Here is a 15,059-nt window from a genome sequence, read left to right as displayed (position 1 = left end):
GTCAGCAGGTCGTCCACCTGCGCCTCGCCGACCCGGTAGCGCCGCGCGATCTCCCGCCGCGGCGCGCCGGGACCCCCGAGGCGACGGCCCTGGAGGAGGCGGTCCGCCGCATCCGGCTGCTCGACGACCGGCACGGCGCGGACGGCCTGTACCGGCGCGCGGCGGCTCCGCTGCGCGCGGCCTACGCGCTGCTCGACGCCGGCGCGACCCGGCAGACCACCGCCGACCGGCTGCACTCGGGCGCCGGTGAACTCGCCATCTCCGTCGGCTGGCTGGCCCACGACTCCGGCCGCTTCGACGACGCGCGTTCGCACTACGCGGAGGCGCTGGCCACCGCGCGGGTGACCGGGGACCCGGGGCTGGAGGCGCACGCCTTCTGCAACACCGCGTTCCTCGCCCGGGACGCGGGGCGCCCCCGGGAGGCGGTCCGGGCCGCGCAGGCCGCGCAGCGCGCCGCCCAGCCGCTCGGCTCCGACCGGCTGATGTCCCTGCTGGCGCTGCGCGAGGCGGGCGGCTGGGCGGGGCTCGCCGACCGCACCGCCTGCGAGCAGGCACTGGTCCGCGCGCAGACCCTCTTCGCGCGGGGCGGCTCGGACGCCGACCCCGAGTGGATGAGCTTCTACGGCGAGGCGGAGCTGGAGGGGCTCGAGGCGCAGTGCTGGTCCACGCTGGGTGACTGGCGCCGGGCGTCCCGGCACGCGCGGCGGGCGGCGCGTCTGCAGGACCCGCACTTCACCCGCAACATCGCTCTCTACACCGCCGAACTGGCCGACGACCTCGCCCGCGAGGGCCGTCCCGACGAGGCGGCGGAGGCGGGGCTGCGGGTGCTGTCCCTGCTGGACCTGGTCCAGTCCTCGCGCATCCAGAGCATGCTGGCCGGCACGGCGAGGGTGCTGCTGCCGCACCGGCGGGCGTCGGGGGTGTCGGAGTTCCTGGACCGGCACGCCTCCACACCGCGTTCCGGGACGACCTAGCGGGAGGCGGGCGGACCCCGGCCCGGCCGGTCACCCCGCCAAGTGCCCCACGTCGTTCCAGCTCTCGATCGCCGGTTCGCCGTAGGCCCAGCCCAGCACGGACAGGGACGTCGGGTTCAGCCGGATGCGGGCCGCGAAGTCCAGCGGCAGCCCCAGCCACCGCGCGCCGATGGACCGCAGGATGTGCCCGTGGGCGAAGACCAGGACGTCACGGTCGGCCGAGCGGGCCCACGCCACCACCTCGTCCGCGCGCGCGGCGACCTCGGCGGGGGTCTCGCCCCCGGGGACCCCGTCCCGCCAGATCAGCCAGCCCGGCCGGACCGCCTGGATCTCGGCCGGAGTCATCCCCTCGTACGCCCCGTAGTCCCACTCCATCAGCGTGTCCCAGCACTCGGCACGCTCACCGAACCCGGCGAGTTCGCACGTCTCACGCGCGCGTGAGAGCGGGCTGGTACGCACTTCCGCGCCCGCCAGCCCGTCCAGCGGAGGCCGGTGCAGCCGCTCCCCGAGCAGCTTGGCCCCGCGCCGCCCCTCCTCCAGCAGCGGCACGTCGGTCCTGCCCGTGTGCTTGCCGGACAGCGACCATGCCGTCTGTCCGTGGCGGGCCAGCAGGATGCGCGGTGCCATGAGAGACCTCTCCGGGACGGTGACGTCACCTGGACGCCACGGAAACGACAACTGGATGCGGTTCCTCCATCATCGCGCACACCCCTGCCAGGCAACCCTGCGGGCGGTCCCGGCGTCTTCGAGGGCTGAGCGCGCGCCAGGTGTGACCGGCGCGCCCTCATCGGTGTCGTAGGGACGCCGTAAAGTGGCACGGTCGCCCGCCGGGGCGCACCGCACAGCAGAAGGGGGAGGGCGATCGGATTGCCGCAGACCGAGACACCGGGCACCGAGGCGGCCCCACGACCCCGGCTGCGCTGGTGGACCGAGCTGCCGCTGATCCTGCTGGTCTACGGCTGCTACTCGGCCGGACGGCTCCTCGCGCGCGGTGACGTCACCAGCGCCGTCGACCACGGCCTGACGATCCTGCGCATCGAGAAGGCACTGCACCTCAACGCCGAGCACCCGCTGAACCGGCTGTTCACGCGGGAGTCCTGGCTCGGGGTCCCGGCCGACTTCTGGTACGCCTCGCTGCACTACCTGGTCACGCCCGCCATCCTGGTCTGGCTGTTCCACGCGCGTGCCCGGCACTACCGGGCGGCCCGCACCTGGCTGATGACGTCCACCTTCATGGGCCTGATCGGCTTCACCCTGCTTCCCACCTGCCCGCCCCGCCTGCTCTCGGCCGGGCACGGCTTCGTCGACACGATGGCGCAGTACAGCTCGTACGGCTGGTGGGGCGGCGAGGCCAGCGCCCCGCGCGGCATGGGCGGCATGACCAACCAGTACGCGGCGATGCCGAGCCTGCACGTGGGCTGGGCGCTGTGGTGCGGTGTGATGCTGTGGCGGTACGGCGGAACGCGCGTGACGAAGACCCTCGGCGTCCTCTACCCGCTGGTGACCGCGCTCGTGGTCATGGGCACCGCCAACCACTACTTCCTGGACGCGGTCGCCGGCGTCGCCGTCATGGGCGTCGGTTTCCTGCTGGCGCCGCGTGTGATGCGGGCCGCCGGCCTGGTCCGGGCCCGGCTGCCGCGCCGCACCGCACCGGTCGCGGAGGGCACGGGTTCCCCGATTGTCAGTGCCGGATGCCAGACTTCCGCGGGTGAGCGAATTCCACGGCAGCGAGCGTCGCAGCTCGACACCGCGGCCGGACCGGACGCCTCCCCCAGCGACGCGGGAGAAGGGGCTCCGGCACCGGCTCGCTGAGCTGCGCGGTCCCGACGTACCCGCCAAGTCCCTGGACGCGCGCGCCCTCGCGGCGCTCGCCGCCAACCCCGGGTGCGCCCGGCGGGCGGTCCTGGACGGCGCCGGGGTGGACAAGGCCCGGCTGGCCACCGCGCTGGGCGCGCCGTCCGGCTTCGGGCAGTCCCAGTTCGCGCTGACCCGGGGCAACGCGTTCGAGGCGCGGGTGAAGGCGGACGGCGGCGCGGAGCTGCTGCGGCTGGTGCACGCCCGCCTGGACCCGGGTGCCGCGGTGCCGGAAGGCGCCGCCGTACCCGACCTCACCGCCCAGGGCCCCGAGGGGCGTACGGCCCGTACGGCGCTGGCGCTGCGCGAGGCCGTGCGGTCCGGCGGCTGGACGCTGCTGGACCACCCGATGCTCGCCCTGGACGTGGCGGGTTCGCCGGCCTTCCTGGAGCCGGACGCGGTGGTGGTGCACCCCGACGGCGGCTGGTCGGTGGTGGAGATCAAGTCCTTCCCGATGGTGGACGGCTCCGCGGACCCGGCGAAGGTGGGCGCGGCGGCCCGGCAGGCGGCGGTGTACGTGCTGGCGCTGGAGGAGGTCGCCGCGCGGCTCGAACCGGCCCCGCGCGTGCACCACCGGGTGCTGCTGGTGTGCCCCAGGGACTTCTCCAACCTGGCCGCGGGCTGCGCCGTGGACATCCGCAAGCAGCGCGCGGTCACCGCACGCCAGCTGGCCCGGCTGACCCGTATCGAGGAGCTCGCCGGTGCGCTGCCCGAGGGCACGTGCTTCGCGCCCGACCGGCCCGCCGAGGAGCTGACGGCGGCCGTGGAGGCGGTTCCGGCGACATACGCGCCGGAGTGCCTGTCCGCGTGCGAACTGGCCTTCCACTGCCGGGAGCGGGCCCGCGCGGCCGGCGCGGTCACCCGCCTCGGCCGGCCCCTGCGGGCCGAACTGGGCGGTCTGGCCACGGTCGGGGAGGTCCTCGCGGCGGCCCGCGGCGAGTCCGGCGACCCGGACGACCCGGTGGTGGCCGCGCTGCGCCGGGCGGCGGCCCTGCGCGCGGAAGCCCTCCGGGAGGCCGCGGAGGCCGCTGAAGCCCTCCGGGATGCCGGGGAGGCTTCGGCCCCGGCGGCCGCGGACCGCACGGTGGTGACCGCGTGTCCCTGATCACCGCCCTCGCCCGGCTGGAGGCCGTCGGCAGTGGCCGGGCGCAGCCGGCCGCGACCGTCCGGCACCGGCACCTGTCCGACCGTCCCCTGGTGTTCGTGCCGCTGATCACCGCCGGTGAGACCGGTGCCCCGCTCGGCGCGCTGGTCGGCACCGACCGGGACGCGCCCCGGCTGCTGGTCGTACCGCAGCCCCGGGACCGCGATCTGCGCTTCACGTTCCTCGCGGAGCTGGCCGACGTCGTCCTGCCGTACATCGACGCGTACGCCGGGTCCGTGGAGGCGGCCGAGCGCACCGAGACCGACCCCGAGACCGGCAAGCGGGTCAAGGTGGAGGCCGAGCTGTGCGCGGACGCGCCCCAGCTGATCGTGCCGAGCCGCTCCGGTCTGGACTTCGTACGGCTGCTGGGCCGCTCGATGCGGTTCCGGCGCACCGCCGAACAGGACCCCGACGCGCCCTATCCGGCGCCGCCCCGGGTGCCGTTGCTCGGCCGCTGGCTGACCCACTACGGCGAGCGGGCCCGGGTCCCGGGCTCCTCGCTGCTGCTCGCGCTGACCGAGGTGCTGTCCCGGCACTGGGCGACCGGCCAGTCCGGGCTGGAGGACCAGCATCTGGGCGCGCTGCTCGCCTGGATCGACCCGCCCGAGGGGCTCGGCGGCGCCGAGGCCGCCCGCCGGGCCGAGCTGGCGCGGGACACGGCCGGGCAGCTGCTGTGCCCGCCGGCCGGTCCCGCCACCGACCCGGCGTTCGACAACAAGCTGCTGGCTCCGGCGATCGAGCGCTACGACCGCGCGCGTACGGCCCTGGCGGCCGCCGAGGACCCGCTGGAGGCCGACGGGCGGCTGGCCGCGCTCACCGTGGCCGAACGGGACGTCCGCGACCTCGTCGAGAGCCGTACCCGGCCCACCTGGGACGCGGTGTGGCGGGGCCTGGACCTGCTGCGGGGGTTGCCGGCCGGAGGGCACGTGGAGGGACGCTGGACCCGGGACCGCTGGTCGTTCACCGGGCACCGGGACCGGGTGCTGGCCGGCGAGCCGCCGCAGCCGCGCCGGGACGACGCGGTGACGGCGGCGAACAAGCTGGCCACGCGCGAGCGCGAGCAGGCCCGCCTGGAGGCGCAGGAGGCGCTGGACGATCCGCTGGTGATGGCGGGGCGGCGGCTGGCCGGGGAGGCGTTCGCGGGCGAGGTGACCGATGTCGTGATGGCGTACAGCGAGGGCAGGCGGCCGAGCCCGCGCCCGCTGGTGACGGTCCGCACGGAGGACCGGCCGCATCTGGCGGAGCGGGTGAAGGTGTACCGCTCGCTGAACGGCAGGCCGCAGGCGGCGGAGTTCGTCGGACACGAGGGCGACGGCCTGCTGGTGCTGCGGATCCTGGACAAGATGGGCCGCGGCAAGGAGCCCGAGCCGGGGTCGGTGCCGGAGAAGGGCGACCGGGTGTGCTGCACGCTCTTCGAGCACGAGCAGCGCGGCGGAGCGAAGCTGCCCGACCCGGAGGAGACCCCGTGGACGCACGGCGGCCCGCCGGGCGAGCCCGCGCCGGAGGCACCCGACAGCGTGACCGAGGAGGACGTGCTGTGACGACCGTCGACTTCGATCCCGGAGCCGCGGCCGGCCGCGCGACCGACGCGATCCTCCACGACACGCTGCACGGCACCGAGCGGGGCGTGGTGGTGGACTCGCCGCCGGGCGCGGGCAAGTCGACCCTGGTGGTCCGCGCGGCCCTGGAACTCGCCGGCGCCGGACGCCCGCTGATGGTGGTGGCCCAGACGAACGCCCAGGTCGACGACCTGGTCCTGCGCCTGGCCGAGAAGGACCCGGAGCTGCCCGTCGGCCGCCTGCACAGCAGTGACGCCGACGCGTACGACAAGGCGCTGGACGAACTGCCGCAGGTCCGCACGTCGGCGAAGGCGGCCGACCTGAACGGCCTGCCGGTCGTCCTGTCCACCGCCGCGAAGTGGGCGCACGTCACGGTGGACGAGCCCTGGCGGCACGCGATCGTGGACGAGGCGTACCAGATGCGCTCGGACTCCCTGCTCGCCGTGGCGGGCCTGTTCGAGCGGGCGCTGTTCGTGGGCGACCCCGGGCAGCTGGACCCGTTCGCGATCGTGGGCAGCGAACAGTGGGCGGGCCTGTCGTACGACCCCTCGGCCTCGGCGGTCACCACCCTGCTGGCCCACAACCCGGATCTGCCCCAGCACCGCCTGCCGGTCTCCTGGCGGCTGCCGGCCTCCGCGGCCCCGCTGGTCTCGGCCGCCTTCTACCCCTACACCCCGTTCCGCAGCGGCACGGGGCCCGGCGACCGCCGCCTGACCTTCGCCGTGCCCTCCGACGGCTCCGGCCCGGACCGGGTGATCGACGAGGCCGCGGAGTCCGGCTGGGGCCTGCTGGAGCTGCCCGCCCGGCACACCCCGCGCACGGATCCGGAGGCGGTCCGGGCGGTGGCCGCGGTGGTCCGCCGCCTGCTGGACCGGGGCGGCGCGGCGACCTCCGAGCGCTCCCCCGATCCCGCCCCCCTGACCGCCGCCCGCATCGCGGTGGGTACGGCCCACCGCGACCAGGCGGCGGCGGTCCGCGCGGCCCTGGCCGGGCTGGGCGTGCCCGACGTCACGGTCGACACCGCGAACCGCCTCCAGGGCCGTGAGTACGACGTGACGGTCGTCCTGCACCCGCTCTCCGGCCGCCCCGACGCCACCGCCTTCCACCTGGAGACCGGCCGCCTGTGCGTCCTCGCCTCCCGCCACCGCCACGCGTGCATCGTGATCTGCCGCGCCGGCGTGACCGACCTCCTGGACGACTACCCCTCCACGGAACCGGTCCAGCTGGGCACGCTGGTGAAGTTCCCGGACGGCTGGGAGGCCAACCACGCGGTCCTCTCACACCTGGGCGAACACCGGGTGGCCTGGCGTCCCTGAGCTGGGGATTCCTCGCCCGCTGACGCTGACCAGCCCGCGAGCATCAAGATCGTTCATGCCGGATCGGGAATATTCCGGAGTCGGCATGGACGAGGCGCGGTGTGCTCCGTAGCGTCGTCGGGCAGGGGCCCCAACCGGGGCCGGACGCGAGGGGGCGCCATGTCGCGGAGCGATCTGACGCGGCTGACGGGCAGCTTCAACGGGCCTGACTGTGACGACGACGACTGCCCGAACGTCTACCGCACGGCCAGTGGCTCCATCGTGGTCCAGGGGGACCTGTCCAGCGCCTTCCAGCCACCGGAAGGTGAGGCTCTGGTGGAGATCCCTGAGGCGGTTCTCAGGGAGGCTGTACGTGCTCTTGGATGGTGACGAGTGGCGGAGGACGTTCGACGCGTACGAGCGTGAGGCATGGCGCTTCGAGGCCCAGCCCGCCTACACCATGCCCAAGGAGACTGAGAACGTCGCCCGCTTCCTTCGCGGGGAGCCGAAGCCTGTGGACCACAACGCGCGATGGCACAAGCGCGTACAGGGCTTCGTGACGTCGGGACGCACCATCGGGCGAGTGCGGATCGTTCGGCAGCCACTTACGGATTACCAGCGGTACCAATTCACTTGGGGAATTCCCGGAAACATCGAAGCCGGGGAAGACATCCGCATCCTGGACGTGACGAAAAACGACTTCGGGCTCCCCCTGTCGGGTACCGACTGGTGGATGTTCGATGAGTCAAGAATCGTCCATTTGAATTATCGGCCGGACGGTACGCAAATTAACCGTGAGCTGCTTACGGGCGACATTGCTCCTTATCTGGAGTGGAAGCGGATCGCTCTGACACACTCCGTACCGTTCGCCGAGTATGTGAAAGAATCTGAGTGACATTCGAGCCTGAACAGCCAGGTCAGTCCAGGACCGACCTGGCGGAAAAACTCCGCGAGTTGCGTAAGCGGGCCGGCCTCACAGGGGACCGGCTCGCTCGGCGTTGCAACATGTCTCAGAGTCAGATCAGTAAGTTCGAGACAGGCAAGAAAACGCCGAAGCTCACCGATGTCGAACGTATCCTTCAGGCGCTTGACGCTCCTCCCGAAGTCGTAGCGGAGATTACGACCCTCGCACGCATAGCAAATACTGAGTGGCAGGACAAGCGCTCTTCCTGGCGGCGTGGCATGGAGAAGCGTCAGACGGAATTGGCTTCGCTGGAGGCCGAGGCCACGGAGTTGCGCTACTTCCTCCCGTCCATGATGACGGGCCTGTTGGCCACCCCCGAATTCATTCGCGCCAGCCTGAGCCACACCCCTGGCGATCCCTCCAAGACAGTGGCACGCAAACTAGAGCGTCAGACGGTTCTGTACGACATGTCGAAGTCGTTTACCTTCCTGCTCACCGAACAGGCCGCAAGATGGGCTATCGTTCCGCCCCCAGCCATGGCCATGCAGATTGACCGTCTCATATCACTGTCTCGCCTGCCGAATCTTCGTATCGGTGTCATCCCCACAGGGACCGAGATGCCGCGCGGGCCTATGAACACGTTCACGGTCTACGACGGCCGGCTAGCCACGGTGGAAAACTTCACAGGTCGAATGGTTTTTCGGGATGCTCGTGACGTCTCCGAGTACCTCGCCGTGTTTGCACTCTTCGAACGCCATGCACGCTTCGATGAAGAAGCAAGGATTCTGCTTCAGCGATGGGCAGAGGCCTACCGGTGATCTTCAGTCCAGAACGGGAATAATGTTCGGTGAATCCCTCCGCCTGGTAGATCATGGATAGGTCATAAGGCCGGGGAGGATTGATGACGGGTACACAGAAGCCCCAGGGGTACGTATTGACGGAACCGCCCGCGGAACCGAAAGCCGTGCCAGGGTGCGGCACATGTCTCAGCTTTTGCGTGAGCCGGGACAATGCTCGATCCACAGGCGACTACAGCGCCGTATCTGATGCGAACGTGAAACTGCGTCAGCACCAGGCGGAGGCACACTGCTCGTGAGCCGGAACGCGTACGCGAAACTCTTCGCTGAACGGCCTCTGATGACGCTTCGGGTGTCGCGCGACTCCGGGCGGACTTGGGGTTCCGAACAGGCCGTGTTCGGTACGGATGATCTCCCACCGCTGATGACTGAGGCGTGGCCGCCGTGCGAGTGCGCGCGGTGCGCCGAGCCCAACAAGCGTTCCAACCGCTGAAGAAGCGGCCGGAGGAGCTGGACGCGGCCGGTATCGACCCGGCGCGCTTCGGCCTGAACGTCTGATCCTCCCCCTCCCGTCAGCCGAGCCGGGTCCGTCCCCCGTCCCTGGGTCCGGCCCGGCCGGCACCACTCGGTCCCCCTGGACGAACACCGGGTGGCCTGGCGGGCCTGACCTCCCCTGGCGCATCTGGGCGAGCACCGGGTCCCGTGGTGGCGGCGAACATGTCACGGAATAAACGGGGACTCCCTCCTGTTAGTGCTCCGAGGACCCAGCGTGCTCGGAACAGGAGGCCATACCGTGGCGGCAGACGAGGCAGACGAGATCCGGGGCAGTGTGCGCGGGAGCGCCCCCGTTCCGCTCTCCGTACTGGATCTGGTGACCGTCGGCGCGGGCAGTACCGCCACCGACGCCCTGCGCACCAGCGTCGCGCTCGCCCGGCTGGCGGAGTCCCGCGGCTTCCACCGGTACTGGGTCGCCGAGCACCACTCCATGCCCGGCGTGGCCTCCTCGTCCCCCGCCGTGATCCTCGCCCACCTGGCCGCCCACACCGGCCGCATCCGGCTCGGCTCGGGCGGTGTGATGCTGCCCAACCACGCCCCGCTGGTGATCGCCGAACAGTTCGGCACGCTGGAGGCGCTGGCCCCGGGGCGGATCGACCTCGGCCTCGGGCGGGCGCCGGGCACGGACGGGGCCACGGCCGCGGCGCTGCGCCGCAGCGAGACCCTGAACGAGGGTGCCGACGACTTCCCGCAGCAGCTCGCCGAGCTGACCCGGTTCCTGGACGACGACTTCCCGGACGGGCATCCCTACGGGCGGATCCACGCGATCCCGGGGCCGGTGCAGGGCAGCAGCCCGGGCGGTGTGCAGTCCCCGCACCGCCCGCCGGTCTGGCTGCTCGGCTCCTCCGGATTCAGCGCCCGGCTGGCCGGCCTGCTCGGCCTGCCGTTCGCCTTCGCGCACCACTTCTCCGCGCAGAACACCATCCCGGCCCTGGACCTGTACCGGCAGACCTTCCGTCCCTCCGCGGTCCTCGACGAGCCGTACGCCCTCATCGGCGTCTCCGCGCTGGCCACGGACGACGAGCGGGAGGCCCGTCGGCAGACCCGGGCGATGGCGCTGAACATGATCCGGCTGCGGACCGGCCGTCCGGGCCTGTTCCCCGACCCGGAGGAGGCCGAGCGGCACGAGTTCAGCCCGATGGAGGAGGAGTTCGCCGCCTCCTGGACGGGCAACATCGTGCACGGCACGGCCGACGAGGTCCGCTCCGGCCTGGACGACCTGCGCAAGCGCACGGGCGCCGACGAGCTGATGCTCACCTCGCACGCGCACCGCGGCGGGCTGCGGCTGCGTTCCTACGAGTTGATCGCGGACGCCTACGGGTTGCCGACCGCGTAGGTCTGCGTCCCGAGCAGCAGCTCGGAGATACGATCCGGCGGCACCGGACGGGAGTACAGCCAGCCCTGCCCGGTGTCGCAGCCGATCCGGCGCAGCCGGGTGGCCTGCGCCGAGGTCTCCACGCACTCCGCGGTGACCGTCAGGCCGAGCCGGTGGGCGAGCTGGATCATCGCCTCCACGATGACCTCGTCGGCGGGATTGGCCATGCCCCCCTTGGCGGCCTCCTCGTACTGGAAGCCCCGGACGAAGGAGCCGTCCAGCTTCAGCGTGGAGACCGGCAGGCGGCTGAGATAGGCGAGGTTGGAGTAGCCGGTGCCGAAGTCGTCGATGGCGATGCGCACACCCATGTCGCTGAGGGCCTGCAGGGCCTGGATCGGGCGGCCCGCGGAGCCCATCACCGCCGACTCGGTCAGCTCCAGCTGGAGCAGGTGCGGGGCGAGCCCGGTCTCGGCGAGGATCTCCGCGACGTCGGCCACCAGGTCCGAGTCCCACACCTGCCGTACGGCCACGTTCACGCTGACGAAGATGGGCGGCTCGCCGGGACGGTCCAGCTGCCAGCGGCGGGCCTGGCGGCAGGCGGTGGCGAGCGCCCAGCGGCCGAGCTGCACGATCGAGCCGTCCTCCTCGGCCAGTCCGATGAACCGATTCGGCGTCAGTGTGCCGAACTGCGGGTGGTGCCAGCGGATCAGGGCCTCCACGCCGTTGAGCCGGCCGTCCTCCATGGCCACCAGCGGCTGGTACTCCAGGGCGAACTCCCCGCGTTCGATGGCGGGCCGGAGCATGGAGGACAGGGCCTGACGGGTCATGCGGTGCGCGTTGCGCTCGGGATCGAACAGGGTCCAGCGGCCCTTGCCGTCGGCCTTGGCCCAGTACAGGGTCGTATCGGCCGCCTGCATCAGGCCCGTGGCCGTCGTACCGGCCGCGTGCCGCTCGACGACGCCGATGGACGCGGTCAGCGACAGCCGCTGCCCGGCCAGGTCGAAGGGTTCCTCCAGCGCCTTCAGCGCGGACTCGGCAAGGTCGGCGAGCTGTTCGGTGCCGGTGGAGTCCTCCACCAGCAGGGCGAACTCGTCCCCGCCGAGCCGGGCCACCAGGGGCGTGGCGGCGCGGGCGTACCCGCTCTGGTCGGCGACCCGGGTCAGGCGTTCGGCCACGGCCGCGAGGAGGCGGTCGCCGAAGCGGTGGCCCAGGGTGTCGTTGACGGCCTTGAAGCCGTCGACGTCCAGGTAGCACAGGCCGATCCGGCCGGTGCCGCTCTGCTCGTACGACTCCGCCTCCAGCGCGGCCGTGAGCCGCTCGAAGAACAGTGTGCGGTTGGGCAGCCGGGTCACCGGATCGTGCATCTGCAAGTGCCGCAGCTGTGCCTGGAGTTCGCGGCGGGCGCTGATGTCGGCGACCGACAGCAGGACGCCGGGCTCGGCGCCGGCCAGCGGGGCGATGGTGACCTGCACCCAGATGGCGTGCCCCTCGGGGTGTTTCAGCCGGCGGGTGCAGCGCAGGCGGGCCTGCCGGCCTCTCAGCACCTCACGGTAGGCGTGCCAGCCGCGGGCGTCCGAGGCCAGGTCCACCAGGTCGGCGGCGACCCGCCCGGGGAGCGTGGCCGCATCGGTGCCGAGCAGTTCACCGAGGGCGGTGTTGGCCGTGACGACGAAGCCCTCGGGTGAGACGACCGCCATGGCGAGCGGGGCGGCCGCGAAGACACGGTGGTAGGTGGTGTAGTGACTGTCTGTGACGGCTGACCGGTCGAGGTCTGCCGCGGGCGTCGGCCCTTCGGACGTTCCGCTCACCGCTCGCTCCCGCAGTGCACTCGATCTCTGTCCGTGCCGGAAAGTGTGCCGATCATAGAGGCTGGCCCCGGGCCCTTCCAGCCACTGTCCAGTGTCCACGACCGAGCACAGGTTCTGACAGATCGTTTCTGCCCGCACCTGGACGGGTTCTTCGCGCCACCGACCAGTTGTGACGTTCCGTGAGCGCTTCGGGGTGTCGGGCGCCGGAGCGCGCCGGCGTCCGAAGGGGGCGCGCTCACCCTTCCGGTGCAGGCAAACAGGGCATAAGGCAATGAATACCAGCAATCTGGTTGCGGATCCTGCGAACCGCAACCGGAGGTCATGTCCGTGCCCAAGCTGCGCAGCACCGCCGCCGTGTTCACCACGATGTCGGCGCTCGCCGCGACCTCGATCCTCACCGGCCCGTCGGCCGCCGAGCCCTTCTCGACGGCCCCGTGCGCCCTGCACCGCACCGAGGCCCACCACTCGGAGGGCGTGGACGCCTGGAACCCCTCGTACACCCGTCCGACCGGCGCGCTCGACGCCGTGCTGGTCTTCCTCTCCTTCCCGGACGCCGTCCCGCGCACCACCCCGGCCGAGCTGACGGCCGACCACTTCCCGGCCACCAGTACCTTCTACGCACAGTCGTCCTACGGCAGGTTCACCCTGCGCCCGCACCCGCTGAAGCACTGGCTGCGCATGCCGCGCCCGTCGTCGTCGTACGCCATGAGGCGGGACTGGAGCGCCGAGGACCGGGCCGCCTATCTGCGTGACGCGTTCGCCGTGGCGGACAAGGAGGTCGACTTCTCGCGCTACCAGGTCGTGTATCTCGTCGCCGACCCGGACGCGCCGGGTGTCGACTCGGACGCCACCAAGGTCGTGAATCTCGACTCGCCCCTGCGGGTGGACGGCACCGAGGTCCGCCGGGTCGTCACGGTGTTCGAGCACCATCCGCCGGACCGGCTCGTCCTCGCCCACGAGACCGGCCACGTCTTCGACCTGCCCGACCTCTACCACCGCCCGGTCGACGGCAAGGGCGACTGGGACACCTACGTCGGCGACTGGGACCTGATGGGCAGCCAGTTCGGTCTGTCCCCGGACCTGTTCGGCTGGCACAAGTGGAAGCTCGGCTGGCTGGATCCGCGCCAGGTGGTGTGCGTCCGGGGGACCACGCCGACCCGCCTCACCCTGGAGCCCCTCGCGGCCGGGCCGGGCGTCCCGGTGCAGGGCACGGGCGGCGCCCCCGCCTTCGGTCTCGGCCACGGCGCCAAGCTGGCCGTCGTGCGCACGGGCCCGGACAGCGCCCTCGCCTTCGAGGCGCGGGGCGCGGCCGGCAACGACCACTCGGCCTGCCGGCAGGGGATCCTGGTCTACCGGGTGCGCGGGGGCTCGGCGTCCGGTGACGGCCCGGTCCAGGTCGTGGACGCCCACCCGCGCACCGAGGCGTGCTGGGAGAACTCGGTCTACCCGCCCCTCGCCGACGCGCCGGTCTCCCTCGGGGAGAGCTTCACCGTGCCCGGGGAGGGCGTGCAGGTGGAGGCGGAGGGGCGCACGGCGTCAGGGGCGTGGAACGTGAAGATCACGCCGGGCACCGACGACTGATCTGAACGGGGGGTGCCGGCGAACCCGAGGGAAAACAACGATGGCGAGCCGATCCACGCTTTTTCCGTGGACACGACTCGCCATCGCCAACGTGCGCCGCCAGGGACTCGAACCCCGGACCCGCTGATTAAGAGTCAGCTGCTCTAACCAACTGAGCTAGCGGCGCCTGCTGACGTCGTAGACCTTAGCACCCTGGTCGGCGGGAGGAAAAATCGAAATCCGTACGGCGGCCCGGGCGGCCCGCACGGCCGCCCAGAGCATGACCTCGGGGCCGGGCAGCCAGGGGCGGCGGGTGTCGGGCGCGACCAGCCAGCGGGCGCCGGCGGCGGCATCGCCGCCGGTCAGGGGCGGGACGGTCACCGCGTCACCCGTGCCGTGGCACAGCAGCGGCGGCACCTCCTGAGCCCGCTGGGTCCCCCACTCCTCCCAGTCCAGCAGCGAGGGCAGCCGCTGGGCCGTGCCCGGGGCGGCGAAGAGCAGCATCCGGCCCCGGAACACCGCGACCGGCCCCGAACCCGCTCCTTCTTCCCACAGCCGGTCCAGCATCCGGCGCCCGAAGACCGCCGGGGCGCTCACCACGTCGAAGACGGTGCCGCAGGGCAGGACGACCGGGGCGGCCGGGTGCTCCCGCCACAGGGCGAGGGTGCTCCGGGGGTACGTGCCCGCCGACGCGAGCCAGGCGACGCCGTCGGAACTGACACAGGTGACGTTCGGGACGCTGCTCATGACGTCTACATGTACAGCGGGTGAGCGGGCCGTTCTCCTGAGTTGCGGAAACACGGGACAGAGGCGGCCGGAGAGGAGTATCTTGCCCGCCTGGCATATGCCCCCGGGCTGCGCACGGCCTGCTACAGCGGATCGGCGGGCGTCCGCCCGTCCCCCTCCCCGCGCATCAGATCCCGGCCGAACTCGACCATCTTCTTCGCGTAGTCCTCGGTCCACTCCGCCCGCTCGGCGATGTCCGCCGGAGTCAGCCGGTCGAACCGGCGCGGGTCGGCGAGCTGGGCCGCCGCCATGGCCTGGTACTCCACGGCGCGGTCGGCCGCCGCGCGGAACGCCTGGGTCAGCTCCGTGGCCCGGGCCAGCAGCTCCCGCGGGTCCTCGAGCGACTCCAGGTCGAAGAAGTGCTCGGGATCGGAAGCCGCCTCCGCGGGCTCGAAGAGCAGGGGCGCGGGGCGTAGCCGCGGTTCGTCATGACGCGGCGTGGGCTCCGCCATGTCTTCACTCCTCCTCGTACGGTTCACCGGCACCGCCTTCGGGTGGGCCACCCCCC

Annotated in this window: 14 protein-coding genes, 1 tRNA gene and 1 pseudogene; 11 read left to right on the top strand and 5 right to left on the bottom strand. The window is 72.3% G+C overall.

The genetic code is table 11. The annotated features are described in order from the left end of the window. Window positions 1–974, top strand: a pseudogene (locus AB0B40_RS25935) (hypothetical protein); the annotation flags it as partial. A gap of 30 nt (window positions 975–1,004) precedes the next feature. On the opposite strand, the gene AB0B40_RS25930 reads toward AB0B40_RS25935, so the two are convergent. Next, entirely contained in the window at window positions 1,005–1,601 is a 597-nt protein-coding gene (locus AB0B40_RS25930; RefSeq protein ID WP_362265817.1) for a histidine phosphatase family protein, read from the bottom strand. Window positions 1,602–1,841: 240 nt separating this feature from the next. On the opposite strand from AB0B40_RS25930, the gene AB0B40_RS25925 reads away from it, so the two are divergent. The 9 genes from AB0B40_RS25925 to AB0B40_RS25885 all read left to right on the top strand — a co-directional run bounded on the left by AB0B40_RS25925 (window position 1,842) and on the right by AB0B40_RS25885 (window position 10,418). Further along, the gene (locus AB0B40_RS25925) at window positions 1,842–2,786 is read left to right on the top strand and encodes a phosphatase PAP2 family protein (protein WP_362265815.1); all 945 of its coding nucleotides are present in this window, start codon (window positions 1,842–1,844) and stop codon (window positions 2,784–2,786) included. 1 nt (window position 2,787) lies between these two features. After that, on the top strand, window positions 2,788–3,933 hold the full coding sequence (locus AB0B40_RS25920) for a hypothetical protein (RefSeq protein WP_345047715.1): 1,146 nt from the start codon (window positions 2,788–2,790) through the stop codon (window positions 3,931–3,933). Beyond that, window positions 3,924–5,513, top strand: a complete 1,590-nt coding sequence (locus tag AB0B40_RS25915) for a hypothetical protein (protein WP_345047522.1) — start codon at window positions 3,924–3,926, stop codon at window positions 5,511–5,513. Before AB0B40_RS25920 ends, AB0B40_RS25915 begins: the two co-directional genes overlap by 10 nt. Next, window positions 5,510–6,847 (top strand): AAA domain-containing protein, encoded by a 1,338-nt coding sequence (locus tag AB0B40_RS25910; RefSeq protein WP_362265813.1) that lies wholly within the window; start codon window positions 5,510–5,512, stop codon window positions 6,845–6,847. The genes AB0B40_RS25915 and AB0B40_RS25910 overlap by 4 nt, the downstream gene beginning before the upstream one ends. 159 nt (window positions 6,848–7,006) lie before the next feature. Further along, window positions 7,007–7,216 (top strand): hypothetical protein, encoded by a 210-nt coding sequence (locus AB0B40_RS25905; protein WP_362265811.1) that lies wholly within the window; start codon window positions 7,007–7,009, stop codon window positions 7,214–7,216. Further along, window positions 7,200–7,721: a DUF6879 family protein gene (locus AB0B40_RS25900; RefSeq protein WP_362265809.1), complete on the top strand. Its 522-nt coding sequence runs from the start codon at window positions 7,200–7,202 to the stop codon at window positions 7,719–7,721. Before AB0B40_RS25905 ends, AB0B40_RS25900 begins: the two co-directional genes overlap by 17 nt. Then, window positions 7,718–8,548 carry a helix-turn-helix transcriptional regulator gene (locus AB0B40_RS25895; protein WP_362265807.1) on the top strand — a complete coding sequence of 277 codons (831 nt, stop codon included), beginning with the start codon at window positions 7,718–7,720 and terminating at the stop codon, window positions 8,546–8,548. The genes AB0B40_RS25900 and AB0B40_RS25895 overlap by 4 nt, the downstream gene beginning before the upstream one ends. Window positions 8,549–8,962: 414 nt before the next feature. After that, window positions 8,963–9,085: a hypothetical protein gene (locus AB0B40_RS25890; protein WP_362265805.1), complete on the top strand. Its 123-nt coding sequence runs from the start codon at window positions 8,963–8,965 to the stop codon at window positions 9,083–9,085. 235 nt (window positions 9,086–9,320) lie between these two features. Further along, a complete protein-coding gene (locus tag AB0B40_RS25885; protein ID WP_362265803.1) occupies window positions 9,321–10,418 on the top strand; it encodes an LLM class flavin-dependent oxidoreductase in 1,098 nt (365 codons plus the stop codon). Here the strand turns inward: AB0B40_RS25885 and AB0B40_RS25880 are convergent. Next, complete coding sequence (locus AB0B40_RS25880) at window positions 10,397–12,205, bottom strand: bifunctional diguanylate cyclase/phosphodiesterase (RefSeq protein ID WP_345047514.1); 1,809 nt, start codon at window positions 12,203–12,205, stop codon at window positions 10,397–10,399. The genes AB0B40_RS25885 and AB0B40_RS25880 overlap by 22 nt on opposite strands. A gap of 321 nt (window positions 12,206–12,526) precedes the next feature. Between AB0B40_RS25880 and AB0B40_RS25875 the strand changes: the two genes are divergently transcribed. Next, window positions 12,527–13,786: a M6 family metalloprotease domain-containing protein gene (locus AB0B40_RS25875; protein ID WP_362265801.1), complete on the top strand. Its 1,260-nt coding sequence runs from the start codon at window positions 12,527–12,529 to the stop codon at window positions 13,784–13,786. A 92-nt stretch (window positions 13,787–13,878) separates the two neighbouring features. Here AB0B40_RS25875 and AB0B40_RS25870 read toward each other — a convergent pair. The 3 genes from AB0B40_RS25870 to AB0B40_RS25860 all read right to left on the bottom strand — a co-directional run bounded on the left by AB0B40_RS25870 (window position 13,879) and on the right by AB0B40_RS25860 (window position 15,003). Further along, a tRNA-Lys gene (locus tag AB0B40_RS25870) sits at window positions 13,879–13,952 on the bottom strand. Beyond that, window positions 13,943–14,566 carry a bifunctional DNA primase/polymerase gene (locus AB0B40_RS25865; RefSeq protein ID WP_345047511.1) on the bottom strand — a complete coding sequence of 208 codons (624 nt, stop codon included), beginning with the start codon at window positions 14,564–14,566 and terminating at the stop codon, window positions 13,943–13,945. The genes AB0B40_RS25870 and AB0B40_RS25865 overlap by 10 nt, the downstream gene beginning before the upstream one ends. A 68-nt stretch (window positions 14,567–14,634) precedes the next feature. Continuing rightward, a complete protein-coding gene (locus AB0B40_RS25860) occupies window positions 14,635–15,003 on the bottom strand; it encodes a hypothetical protein (RefSeq protein WP_345047510.1) in 369 nt (122 codons plus the stop codon). Window positions 15,004–15,059 lie beyond the last annotated feature (56 nt).

The organism is Streptomyces sp. NPDC042638 (genome assembly GCF_040647235.1).
In the GTDB taxonomy this organism is placed as follows: domain Bacteria; phylum Actinomycetota; class Actinomycetes; order Streptomycetales; family Streptomycetaceae; genus Streptomyces; species Streptomyces rameus.
Note: the sequence above shows the minus strand (reverse complement) of the source record. Positions and strands in the feature narration are given on the sequence as shown.